At 52.1% G+C, this 11012-nt stretch carries 12 protein-coding genes and 1 pseudogene; 3 read left to right on the top strand and 10 right to left on the bottom strand.

The features are described 5' to 3' along the window. Window positions 1–27 precede the first annotated feature (27 nt). From KDX39_RS16860 to KDX39_RS16840, 5 genes are all read right to left on the bottom strand, one after another. Window positions 28–573 carry a BREX protein BrxB domain-containing protein gene (locus KDX39_RS16860; RefSeq protein WP_057429192.1) on the bottom strand — a complete coding sequence of 182 codons (546 nt, stop codon included), beginning with the start codon at window positions 571–573 and terminating at the stop codon, window positions 28–30. After that, window positions 566–1345 carry a hypothetical protein gene (locus KDX39_RS16855; protein ID WP_057429191.1) on the bottom strand — a complete coding sequence of 260 codons (780 nt, stop codon included), beginning with the start codon at window positions 1343–1345 and terminating at the stop codon, window positions 566–568. The genes KDX39_RS16860 and KDX39_RS16855 overlap by 8 nt, the downstream gene beginning before the upstream one ends. Further along, window positions 1345–2238: a helix-turn-helix transcriptional regulator gene (locus KDX39_RS16850; RefSeq protein ID WP_231661140.1), complete on the bottom strand. Its 894-nt coding sequence runs from the start codon at window positions 2236–2238 to the stop codon at window positions 1345–1347. Before KDX39_RS16850 ends, KDX39_RS16855 begins: the two co-directional genes overlap by 1 nt. A 130-nt stretch (window positions 2239–2368) precedes the next feature. Further along, window positions 2369–3037, bottom strand: coding sequence for an inovirus Gp2 family protein (locus KDX39_RS16845; RefSeq protein WP_231661139.1), 669 nt, complete (start codon window positions 3035–3037; stop codon window positions 2369–2371). 430 nt (window positions 3038–3467) lie between these two features. Continuing rightward, window positions 3468–3695, bottom strand: coding sequence for a helix-turn-helix transcriptional regulator (locus KDX39_RS16840; RefSeq protein WP_130899392.1), 228 nt, complete (start codon window positions 3693–3695; stop codon window positions 3468–3470). Between the two features lie 572 nt (window positions 3696–4267). Between KDX39_RS16840 and KDX39_RS16835 the strand changes: the two genes are divergently transcribed. Further along, a complete protein-coding gene (locus tag KDX39_RS16835; RefSeq protein WP_231661138.1) occupies window positions 4268–4717 on the top strand; it encodes a hypothetical protein in 450 nt (149 codons plus the stop codon). Between the two features lie 469 nt (window positions 4718–5186). Here the strand turns inward: KDX39_RS16835 and KDX39_RS16830 are convergent, their stop codons facing one another. Beyond that, the gene (locus KDX39_RS16830; protein ID WP_231661137.1) at window positions 5187–6263 is read right to left on the bottom strand and encodes an SEL1-like repeat protein; all 1077 of its coding nucleotides are present in this window, start codon (window positions 6261–6263) and stop codon (window positions 5187–5189) included. A 479-nt stretch (window positions 6264–6742) separates the two neighbouring features. Between KDX39_RS16830 and KDX39_RS16825 the strand changes: the two genes are divergently transcribed. Together KDX39_RS16825 and KDX39_RS16820 are read left to right on the top strand one after the other, a co-directional pair. Then, a complete protein-coding gene (locus tag KDX39_RS16825; RefSeq protein ID WP_231661136.1) occupies window positions 6743–7300 on the top strand; it encodes a hypothetical protein in 558 nt (185 codons plus the stop codon). Window positions 7301–7701: 401 nt separating this feature from the next. Next, entirely contained in the window at window positions 7702–7947 is a 246-nt protein-coding gene (locus tag KDX39_RS16820; RefSeq protein WP_083181524.1) for a hypothetical protein, read from the top strand. A gap of 229 nt (window positions 7948–8176) precedes the next feature. On the opposite strand, the gene KDX39_RS16815 is transcribed toward KDX39_RS16820, so the two are convergent. From KDX39_RS16815 to KDX39_RS16800, 4 genes and pseudogenes are all read right to left on the bottom strand, one after another. Further along, window positions 8177–8551 carry a hypothetical protein gene (locus tag KDX39_RS16815; RefSeq protein ID WP_231661135.1) on the bottom strand — a complete coding sequence of 125 codons (375 nt, stop codon included), beginning with the start codon at window positions 8549–8551 and terminating at the stop codon, window positions 8177–8179. A 142-nt stretch (window positions 8552–8693) separates the two neighbouring features. Further along, entirely contained in the window at window positions 8694–9071 is a 378-nt protein-coding gene (locus KDX39_RS16810; RefSeq protein ID WP_231661134.1) for a hypothetical protein, read from the bottom strand. Further along, a complete protein-coding gene (locus KDX39_RS16805) occupies window positions 9068–10042 on the bottom strand; it encodes a hypothetical protein (protein ID WP_231661133.1) in 975 nt (324 codons plus the stop codon). The genes KDX39_RS16810 and KDX39_RS16805 overlap by 4 nt, the downstream gene beginning before the upstream one ends. A 9-nt stretch (window positions 10043–10051) precedes the next feature. Next, window positions 10052–10540, bottom strand: a pseudogene (locus tag KDX39_RS16800) (Hcp family type VI secretion system effector). Between the last annotated feature and the right edge of the window lie 472 nt (window positions 10541–11012).

The raw sequence follows: 11012 nt of genomic DNA, 5'->3' as shown, positions 1-11012 counted from the left end.
GTGCGTTAGTGTCTTTATATGACTGAATCAGTTATCTGCGGTGATCGCAGTAGCCTGGTAACCCCAGCCATCGCGGGCATCGAGCAGGCGGTAGCTGTTATTAATGTACTCACCTGGAAAGAGCACCAATAGGCGTCCCGGAACATGCTCGGCCAGCTGTTTAACAAAGTCAGAGACCGAGGCAAAACCAAACAGGGTGCCGCAGCCTATGAGGGCGACAACGGTCTTATCATCGGCTTGGTTGTTGATTCGTTCAGCTAGCTCTTCGACCGACTGACGGACAAAGGTCTTATACTTGGGAGCTAGGGTATCCGGATCTTCAAAGTAGTCTTCGCGGTACTTCTGCTTGGCCATCCAGCCAGAGAACAGGCGGGTAACATCCAGCTCAAGCCACGGGTGACCGGCGCTTTCGGTAGCCAGTCGAAACTCTTCAACCCTGGCACGCAGTTTGAGCTCGTCCTCTTTATGGTAAACGGCAAACAACACCCGCTGTTCATTGGCCAAGCCCTTCATCCAAGGCAGGCTGATATGGTTGGCGTAGCTCTTGATAAGGCGGTTCAGTCGGTTACTCATGCAACCAGGACTCCTCTTCCTTGCTCAGGTAGTCGGGGAAGGTTACTTCCACCACCTCACTGGAGTGTTTGAAATTAATCATCCCGCTGTAGCTGGCCTGACGGGCCAACTCCAGCAATCGCTCCTGGCGGCTGCTAAGCAGGAGGGTCCATTTACTGGTAAACAGCCGGTTGCCGGTGGCGCCTTGCAAATAAGCGAGAAACAAGGCAAACACCACGTTGACCGGGCGCACCACTGGCTCAGCACGGTGCTTTTTAGTTCGCCCTTTCAGAAAGCCTGCATGCGTCCAGGTGCCGTTGACGTTCTGCGCCAGAGATTTAAGCATCGCTTTGCTGTAGCGATCAGGGCATTGCTCGTCCAGCGCCTGCTCCATTTCCTCACGGGGCAGCCATTGACCTGACGCCAGCGAAAGGATCTTGTCTTGGGACAGTTGCAGCAGCGGGTCCCGAGCCAGCGCCATTTGGCAAGCAAGCATGGGTCTTGCGGATTCGTCGCTCTCCCATAAACGGCGAAAGGTCCGGAACAGTGGGAGAGTGATATCCATGCCATAAAGGTCGATCAGGTGACGCCAAGTCAGCTTTCTTGCCTTCTCAGTTGGCTTATGCAGCACGTTGAATAGTTCTATGTCTTCCTGGTATTGGGCGAGGCTCGCCTCAATTCCACGACCATGAAACAGCTCGGTAATCTCTGCCAGCATCATGGTGCGGGCGGAGTGGGCACCGTTGCGGCCGAACTTGAAGCCAAATTTTTGTTGGGATTCGGTCGTGCTCATCAGTGGCCGTTCTCATCATTAAAGCCAGGGGCAATGGACAGGTTGACCTGGTTTGCGACCCACTCGGGGTCACGCAACGCCAGTTGATACTCATCAGGGTGCAATGATGCCTTGGGACTGCAGTCGACACCCCAACGCCGCAGCAGATAGCAAGCCATTACTGCCCGGACTGACAGTTTGATGGATTGCCCGGAGTCGAGACCGTAATCCAACTCGATGGCACGGGAATAGGTTGCGCGGGGGTGCGGGATCAGTTCCAGCTCCACTTCACGATTCCACTCCTGATCCTGAGCCAAAGACTCAACCGTTGCATCGATCAAACCGTCCACTTCGTCTGCGACGGTGATGCGGGTCAGCACAAAATCCCTGAACTCGGAATGCGCTCTACAATAGGCGCGCGCATGCCAGCGCTGGCCAGTATTGACCAAGCTGTGCGGCACAATTTCACGTGTAGATTCACCGCTACTAACAGACACGTACCGGATAGTCAGCGCTTTGGCTGCATATATGGCACGAGATACCGCTGCCAGAATATCTAGATCGGGCTGATTTAGTGTCGGCGCAGAGTCAACAAGAATCGGCTGGTCGCAGGCTTCCAACCCCACCCCTTGGCCCCAGGTCAGGGTTTGCAGGGTATGTTCACAATCATAGATAAACAGCGGCTGGAAGCATCTAGCCCGGCGATACACCTTGTCACTGTGATCATAATCCAGGTTATCAGGTGCCAACTGACGGTAGAGAGTGAAGTCCCGAGTGGCGTTTGACAGTGCAATGCCAAAGCGGCGAACCAGATCCTGCCGGGACACCTGACCACGAAAACGCGCTAGGAAATCGATCTGCCAAAGGCGTTCGCGTTGATTAGGTGAGGCTCCACCCGGTGCCAGATTCGGCATTTAAATTGATCCTTGTCCACACTGCCATCATTAGTAATGCTAAAAATGATGATAACAGGGCATCTGAGCGACGAACCAGGGATTTCGATAACGTTGGCACCTCTGCTCGAGTCAAGACCCGAGGCGTGGTTTAGCTCCTGCTGCATCCAAAGGCATGATGGTTGTCCCCATACAACTTCGTAGCTGACTTGCACAGGTAGCTGGCGCGGTAGAACAGAGCCGGCAGCACGTCCTCATCGCCGGCACGCAGATACCGGTTTAATCGGTACTCTGCGTTGCGAGGGATCTCGACCAGCCCTTCAACTTGATCGTCAGGCAGGCCCAAAGCACTGGCCCATGCCTCCTCCATGCGACTAAAGATCCTTGGTCGTCTGGATACAAGCCGACCTACTGCCCGGTACGCATCTCGATTGAGCAATATCACCAGGTGGTAATGAGGCCTGTTGCCATGCCCCACTTCTCTGGCCCAGACGTAGCGGACCTTGCAGTCATGAGCGTACAGGCTCCGCTCACGGGCCTTGTCCCGGTTATGCTCGATCTTCGCGCTGAAGGAAGCTACGAACCTACTTATGACTTCATTTGTGTAAGCATATTCAGGTAGATCGACTTTGAGCGGCAGACGGAGATCCACTCTAAAGGCCAGTACTCTGGAGTATTGGGTAAGGGCCAGATCTATAGTGCGTTTCAAACGGGACAGGTATTGCCGAACGAAGGGGCCTTTCTCAATCATGACTGGCAAGCCTTCGAAGGTGTCTTCGCGGTGCAGATGGAGATTGGTGTTATCTGGATGTCGGAGCATGGTTATGACTCTCAGTTAGTGAGTTACATAACCAGTGCCTACTGTGTAATTTTTAACCGCTACCTTTCCTGCGTTGATAGACCTCTACTGAGTAGCCCACAGGTGAGGTATCCAGCCGACTAACCTTTACAGGTGGTAGTAGCAGTAAAAGCATATTACCCATACCGAAAGTACCTTCCTCGATGAGCTCGGGAAAATGAACCCGACAACACCACACACACCATCATTTTCACCAGATGCTTCACTCCGGAAATAAATCATCGTCCGGCTATTCCAGCAGCTCCGGCACTGGCCCTTTATCTCCGTAATCCGAGAGACGGGGACCACCTTCACCCGGACTTACTGAAGACAGCGCCACGTGGTCGGCGAGGCTCAAACGGCATATAGGCCATGACCGGCGACAACCGGTCATGGCCTATAACGTTAGCTACTAGCTGACCACGCCCAGGCGGCCAAGTCGGACTGGAGAGTCTTCAGCCGAATCGCGCTCCTCAATCCTTGCCAGGATCCAATCATGTACTTCGCTTTCTACCCACCCAACACACCGGTCGCCCAGTGAGACTGGTTTCGGAAAACTGCTTTCCCCAATGTATTTGTAGATGGTCGACCGGGCCAAGCCGGTCGAGTCGATGACCTCTTTCAGGCGGATGATCCTCATGAGCAGTCTCCTGTATTGGCTCAGAAGATCTGCGGAAACGGTAAAAAAAAACGATGTGCTTACGTCACAACCTGCTGAACGTAACGAAACCACCCAATCGCTTGAATTGACCCCAGACCCAATTGGAACGATTCCCAGGCCTGTCTTCGAATCCAGCTGTCAGCCTTAGCTGCTTGATAGTGAAATGTGACGCTCATAAGGCATGGAACTGGGTGATCTTGTCACCATTTGCGATCCATTACTGCTGAGAAAATGATGCCAAAACTCCAGAGCATGACTTGTTTATAAATTGAGTATAAACAAGAATAGCTGACAATCCCCAAGCGATAAAACTGCGCCATGAATCACTCACAAATAGAATAAAATCGTTTATAAACAAAAACTTAAAATCGAATTCAACAACAAACGCGGTACAAAAACGCGTGTCGTTACGCAGTAACATAACAACATTAAAAATAAGAATAACCAGCATCGTTACGGCGTAACGTCACCAAATCATGAAACAAGTGTTGTAACGATGTAGCGCAACACAGTAACCTAGCACCGTTAACCTTTAAAAAGACGGATGCTGTATGCGCGATGATCGGGCCAGTAATAGTGGAAGAATCGAACTGGAGGAAATTCTCCGGTCCTGGCTTAGTCTTCTAGATGAAAAAAAAGCTGCATGGGCACTCGATTACCTGAAGACGAAGGGGTATATCGATCACCAGCTCCGTCTCGCCTCCCCACGGGGGGTCATACTCGAGTGGAGCCAAGGACGACCAAATACCCCCTCCATGGTGTTGCTTATCAGAAATATGAAAGCAGCGTGGCGGCAGAAGCAGTACAGAGATGGCTTAGCCGAGAGAAAGGCGTACAGCTTTACACTTGATGTGCGGGTGAAGCGGCAGCTCGACCACCTCGCTCGCAAACAAGGGAAAACCATTTCAGAAACCTTGGAAGGCTTGATCAAAAAGGCTGGGCTGAAGGCTGAAAAAGCTGATGCGAAGGACCGACTCGAAAATCCCGTGCGCGACTGGTAGCACATCGAAGCAATGCTCACGGGCTGCTCGGCCTTCTGAGTGAAGATTCAGCTTTTAGGTATTCCAAATGGTATTCCAAGGATATTATTAACTGGTATTTTCTTATATTTTTCAAAAAGATACATAAACAGTTCAGATTACCCCGGCCCACTATCCTACACAGCGCCCCCTTTTCGGGGCGTTGTGCTGTCTATAGCTAGCGTTTTCGGCTGGTGTGATACTCTGAGTCAGGCATCGACCGGTGCTCACCGTGAAACTAGCCACTTACGTTGAGCGTTGCCGTATATCGCCGACACTTATGTTTGCACAGCTGTAGGGGTTTCGGAAGCAATGGAACTGAAAGCGGACTTAGGCCCAACACTGCCCGCAACCCCCTTGCACGAGGGTTTTCTCTAACACCCTCAAAGCGCCGCGGGGAAAGGTATAGCGCATGTCCGAGGCGACTTATCGCCCGCAAGCTATATCGCTTTCACGGCGCCGCATCCTTCGATAGTCCTGTCATCGGGTCCAATCCCTTGGCTTTGGCCATGTGTGCGATCAACGTCTCCGATGGAGTCTCCCGCGATGCGTTCTGCTCTTTCTTCCACAGAAAGGCCCCGTCCCATTCGGGCAAAGCTGCAGGAGGCAACGGCACAATTTGATTCAGGTCAGGCACTCGCGGAGCGAAGTTTTGCTCATGGATCAGGAAACTACGGATCTTCTCGTATCTTTCGTAACGCGCGGCGTCACTCTTCATTCCTAGTGATAGCGGCCCGTTCGCTTGCTCGCCAAAAGCCTCCCGAAGTCTGAATGCAGCAGCAGTTTCCCCCATCATTGCCGCTTGCTGGAGTCCCGTAATAGCTTCTGGATAGCGCCGGTCTTTGGCTTGTTTGATGGCAAGCTGATACATCGCACTACCGTGTCCTTGCTGGGCAGCACAGCGATAGAGTGGCAACGCGAATGCGATGTCCTTGGCATTCGCCCCGAATGCTTTGGCCATTGCGGTCGAATTGACATCGAGATACTGGGCCAGTCGGTACTGCGCCTGGGCATTGCCAAGGTCCGCCGCCTTGCGGTATAGGATGAATGCGTCAGTAAGATTCCATGCCTGGGCATATATGTTGGCCTGGAGCAGGTAACCTCGCGACGGATACTGCTGTGTGAGAAGCGTCGTCAGGCGCTCGGCCTCTTTCTCTCGATTGCGGCGAAGCTGAGTGACAACGCCATCGTAGCTGTCATCGATCAGCTTCCACTGTAAGGCCCTCAATGCCTCGGTTGCATCGGCGTTTCCATACGCGGACGCGATACGGTAATAGCGACTGATGCGATTGAATTCGTCGATACTCCCTCTATCGAAATCACCCTCGTGCAAATATTCAAGATGGCGAGCATAGAGGAATAAACGTTGTGCATCTGAATTCTGAGGACCTACCGAAACACCCGCATCCTGCGTGCACACGAAGTCCGAGCGTATACCACTGGCCTCGATAGGCGACTCACGTGCAATGGACACGTTGGACCAAGCCGCTAGCAGCGACGCGAACAACCCAGCTAACATCACCTTCATAGGCATATTCCTTTCCATGGTTTGGTTTTTTTCAATCTGGCTGGAGGGCTACAGAGTTGGGACAAATCGTTCATTCACCATCTATGTCAAATGTCTCCACTGTGAGTCAAATCGAGAGTGCTCAGCCTCTCAAAGTGGCCATGCTCCAGACCAGTTGCCAGGACCCGGATCCGTGGTACATGTTCAGTGGTATTCAAGCCATGACATGCCTGCTCACAGGGCAGCGGTAGGTAACCGCCCGAATATCCCGGATGCACATAAGCGCCGACCCGCCCCGTTGATCGAATGCGACGTGGGTGGGCCGCACCGAATCGATGGTTCAAATGCTTGCGGAAAGCTTTGAACAACAAGCCCTCACAACGGCCTCAGCAAATGCCAGAATAACGGAGTCAGCGATACATGCCAGAGCCCGCTAGCCCTGGTCTAGACATTGAAGGTTGATCTCGCTGACGCACTTCTCACTCGCCAGCGGACGCGCCATGCACCCAAGCGCCCTCACCCTCTCCCTACTCATCACCCTGCTGGTGTCATTTCAAGTCAACGCCTCCGATAAATCCTGCGCCGAGGCCATCGGTCAGAAACGCGCTGAGTCTCTGGTCAAACAATGCATCAACGTCTCCCCTGCAACCCACCCGCCGTGCAACGTGGCCAACAGTTGCGCGATGATCAACAGCGAAGTCGAGCGCGGTTGCGGTTTGCTGGGCGATGATCCGAACGCGCCTGCCTATTGCCACTTCAACCTGACCAAACCGGAAACTTTGCTGGGCGCGTTGATTGCTGGCGGTGGCATCAATGACTACACCCTCACGGTGCTCGTCAATGACGGGCGACGGTTCACGGCTTATTGCGATGGGCAATGCGGTGAATGGTTTGTTGCAGAAGACGAAAGTGAAGCGACTTTGCTGCCGAACATGATTGGCAAGACTGTGAAGGTCACTGTTGCCAGCGAGCTCAACAACGACCGCATCGCCGGGCCTGGTGCCGAGGACTCGTTGATCTTCGTGAAGAAGGTTGAGTTTGTGAAGCAGTCACCGTAGCGCGGCGGCAGATGGAGTCTGTGATGGTCAGCAGAGGCCTGGCTCGTTAGCCTTGGGAAAAATCAAAGCAGGACGCTAATGTGAAAATCCTTTGCACCCTCATTTTCTCTGCCAGCCTGGCAGGCTGTGGAACCATCAATACGACCTTCAGCAGCGACTCCGTGGCAGCCAATAAATTGGGTCGCTGGAAATCGGAGCGTGGATCCCTTACAGCCAGTCGGTTCAGTGACTGATCGAGAATCAGCCTGCTGACGTATGGAGGCAGTAATCTCTCGGCTGAACGACGAAGCTGGCTGTACCATGCCAGATCAATACGAAGGCTTCCCGCTCTGTTGCGGGGAACTTGGTGAAACGCAGATGTATCGCTCGCTTAGCCAGCAGCTCCCAAGAGACAGCACCCCATGCCCCAAGAAAAACTAGACCTCCTGCGACTCCAGAAACCCATCCGCGATCAGATGAACGACCTTCTCCGCGCCCTCAACGCCACCAGCACCCGCAAGGATCTGGAAGCCGAGCGCGCTATCCAGATCGAGCTCATCCAAAGCCTCGAAAGCACACGAAAACTGCGCTCGTCGGACGCTGAGGCGCTGTTCATCATTTTCGATGACGCGGTAGAGGCCAAGCTGGAAGAGCTGCCCAAGGACTGATCCCGCGTCACGCTCCCTGCACGTAAAAATCCAGGTGGTTCATGGTCAGCGTTGGCAGGTGTGCAGCCGCTGCCTTAGAGCTATCAGGATCTTCCGGCTTTACAACAAGCTGGGCAGAATCATCAGTATTCCTTTGGCGAGGTATTCGCATGTCACGAAAACATTAATAATTCGCGCCACCCAGTGCATCCACCCTACAATTTAGCGAATATTCAGCTATTTCAAGAAATCACCCAAGATACTTCTCTGCCACATTCAAAGCCAACAGAACCATGAGCAACACACCGCAGGTAACTAACGGAACAGTAAGAAGATACTTATAGTGTTTGGGAACATTTTTCACCTCTTGAGCGTCGATCAAACCTCGTTTGGCGTGCATCTTGGGCATGAGTAGTACCATCGCAAGGATGCCCCCTCTCATGACTTCACCGAGCAGACCAGCTTTTGACCAGACTCGTTTATTGCCTCCAACGTAAGAACAACTCGGAAGGCAGGCCTCGATCGCATCAATATACTGATGAGCAATAACCACCGCTGCAAATAAAACGCCCCCCAGAAGCGCGATAACAACGCCGGATAACAATACCATATGCTCACTGGCCATTACTCATCACTCATAGAGAAGATTTATAAAGCTGATTTTTTCCCAAAATACCCAACAAACGTTAAAACCCATCAACAGCTCGCCAAGCTCAACCACGCCCCTTGCGTAGCTGATACTTCTGAACCACCTCATCGTAACAAACTTAGAGCCCTAACAAATATCCAGCAAACCTTAATCCCATCAAAGCAGCAAATAGGAAAAAATTTATAGCCATTGGAATTACCAACACTCTCTTGTAGAAAGCAGGCAGTCTGCTCACCTCATCCTTATCGATAACGCCTCTTCTTGCGCTGATATTCGGCATCATGATGACTATCGCAATCATGCCGCCTCGAATGACTTTACCTAAAAGGCCACCACCTGACCACGCTTCTTTAATAGTGGACACAGCAGAGCAGTTTGGTAGATAGCCTTCTATAACACCGATATATTTATGTGCAATAACAGCTATTGCAATCAGGTTAACCATAAGTGGTAATATTATGAAAATTCCTACCAAACCTATCGGGACGTCTGTCATTTAGTAACAGTCCCATAAATATATTCGCCAATTTTCTCGCCGACCCACTGACCGCCTTCGCCTCCAGCCCAGCCACCAGCTGCACCTCCTATAACGGTGCAGGCCAGTGCGCCAGGGCCTGTCGTTATGCCTAGCGCCACCAAACATACTCCTCCCGCTATCGGAGCTCCGAGCGCTCCGCCTCCAGAGGCCCCGGCGATGCTTCCCACCAAGGAACTTCCTTCAACATATTTTGCTCTTCTGCATTGCTCTTCACGTCCTGATGCACATGCATTACGAATTGCCAGTGCAGTGGAACCGACCTCAAGCGCAGTGCCTATATACGTTCCCCTTTTGATCCACTTAGACGCTTTCGCCACACCAGACACTTTATCCGCGTAGCCCGCAATCTCTCCCGTGTGCATGTAGCTGTTAGTAGAAAGCCCCAGTAATCGCTTTATAGAACCTTCATTACGCAGCCCTGCGCCCAGTGCAGCCAAACTATCAAGCTGCTTTTCCAGTTTCATGAATAATTCTGTGCGCTTGGCGTAAAAGGCGTCCCTATTTGTCATCGCACCGGAGCCCATGTGTTGCCGGTACAGATTTTCTATGCTCTGGAGTGACTCCTTGATGGCATCCATGTGCTTGCTCCAGGCATCGCTTGTAGCACCTATACCCATGGAGGTGTAGGAAATCATTTTCTTGAGCAACTCGAAATTGTCGAGGAAGAAATCGTCTGCGCCTACGCCGTTGGTGAGCAAGGCCGTATGCACCTCTACAGCCTTTACCATCGTATAGGCTTCTTGCGCGGTAGACGAAGGTGTAGACGAATCGCCAATGATAACGATTTCACCCGGCAGGACGACGCCTCCCGAGATATGCGAATTCAAGGCTACAAACTTGGCCTTGGCATTTTTAGGAATCGGAAGATTAGCTTTGAGGGAATCAAAGGTCTGCGCCCTTGGATTGATGAACGAACGGACTTCGGCCATGATCCTGCCTCACGAATACTTTTTATTATTGATCCGGTCCCACCCGCCGGTGACGTTACCGCCCGCCGTGCCATCAACACGTTTCTGAAGCGTATAGGTACTTTTGATCCGACCGTAATTGAGCTGTACGATCTCCATCGGGATACCGGAACTCGCGCTTTGCGTATAGTCGGCGATGATGACTTCTTCAAGCACCACTTCTTAGTATTTGAGCTTGTCGGTACCTGCACGGCATAGCACTAGCTTCACCTCTTTCAAGTGCTGACCTGCGCAGCTGGCTTCCATCAGCTTGCAGCTGGCACTGTCCAGATTTTTGGTGAAGGTGAAATTAGTCAGGGTTGTGCGACCAGATGAAGCGCCTCCGGAGGAACTGGCGGTTGCGGAGGTGCTTTGGCTAACGCCGAAGTTATAGCCTGTGATTTCTATCCATTTGTTGTACTTCTCATCTAGCGCTTCGCCGGGAATGTCCGCAATTTGAATGAACGCGTCGAAAGCCATCTTTTACCTCTCCTTGGTAGCCAAACGACCACAGATGATTTTTTGAGTAAAGCGTCGATCAGACAATCAATCGCAGCGGGAGTTCCAGAAAATTAGCCTGATTCAAACGCTGCAAAGCTCAAAAATACGTAACAAGACGCCGAGATGCGGTACATCATTTGACGGCGCGGTAGTCGAGACTGGAAGAGTTGCCTTAGCTGAACACGGGATCGACTCCGCCAACTCCATCCTTCACCTCGAATACATCGAGTAATAGCCGTCAGGAAGGTAATTTTAGCTACAGGACCATACAGATACTGTCCCAGTACTTGTAAGAAACTCTCTATTTCTTCCGTGAGTAATTACCCTGTTGCAAACAGGCAGGCTGAAACGCGATCTTCCGGGCAGCAGGTCACCTACCTATGGGGTCGCCAACGTACCGGAACATGGATGTGCTGGTACGGATTCACCCACTCAAAATTCGCTCAGGGAG

This window comes from Pseudomonas sp. CDFA 610 (assembly GCF_021147865.1).
Classification (GTDB): domain Bacteria; phylum Pseudomonadota; class Gammaproteobacteria; order Pseudomonadales; family Pseudomonadaceae; genus Aquipseudomonas; species Aquipseudomonas alliivorans.
This window is presented reverse-complemented; position numbering and strand designations above follow the sequence as displayed.

What these genes read in the sequence shown, in the direction of transcription:
- KDX39_RS16860 (WP_057429192.1), bottom strand. Translation starts at nt 573, where the DNA reads ATGAGTAACCGACTGAACCGCCTTATCAAGAGCTACGCCAACCATATC.
- KDX39_RS16855 (WP_057429191.1), bottom strand. Translation starts at nt 1,345, where the DNA reads ATGAGCACGACCGAATCCCAACAAAAATTTGGCTTCAAGTTCGGCCGC.
- KDX39_RS16850 (WP_231661140.1), bottom strand. Translation starts at nt 2,238, where the DNA reads ATGCCGAATCTGGCACCGGGTGGAGCCTCACCTAATCAACGCGAACGC.
- KDX39_RS16845 (WP_231661139.1), bottom strand. Translation starts at nt 3,037, where the DNA reads ATGCTCCGACATCCAGATAACACCAATCTCCATCTGCACCGCGAAGAC.
- KDX39_RS16840 (WP_130899392.1), bottom strand. Translation starts at nt 3,695, where the DNA reads ATGAGGATCATCCGCCTGAAAGAGGTCATCGACTCGACCGGCTTGGCC.
- KDX39_RS16835 (WP_231661138.1), top strand. Translation starts at nt 4,268, where the DNA reads ATGCGCGATGATCGGGCCAGTAATAGTGGAAGAATCGAACTGGAGGAA.
- KDX39_RS16830 (WP_231661137.1), bottom strand. Translation starts at nt 6,263, where the DNA reads ATGAAGGTGATGTTAGCTGGGTTGTTCGCGTCGCTGCTAGCGGCTTGG.
- KDX39_RS16825 (WP_231661136.1), top strand. Translation starts at nt 6,743, where the DNA reads ATGCACCCAAGCGCCCTCACCCTCTCCCTACTCATCACCCTGCTGGTG.
- KDX39_RS16820 (WP_083181524.1), top strand. Translation starts at nt 7,702, where the DNA reads ATGCCCCAAGAAAAACTAGACCTCCTGCGACTCCAGAAACCCATCCGC.
- KDX39_RS16815 (WP_231661135.1), bottom strand. Translation starts at nt 8,551, where the DNA reads ATGGCCAGTGAGCATATGGTATTGTTATCCGGCGTTGTTATCGCGCTT.
- KDX39_RS16810 (WP_231661134.1), bottom strand. Translation starts at nt 9,071, where the DNA reads ATGACAGACGTCCCGATAGGTTTGGTAGGAATTTTCATAATATTACCA.
- KDX39_RS16805 (WP_231661133.1), bottom strand. Translation starts at nt 10,042, where the DNA reads ATGGCCGAAGTCCGTTCGTTCATCAATCCAAGGGCGCAGACCTTTGAT.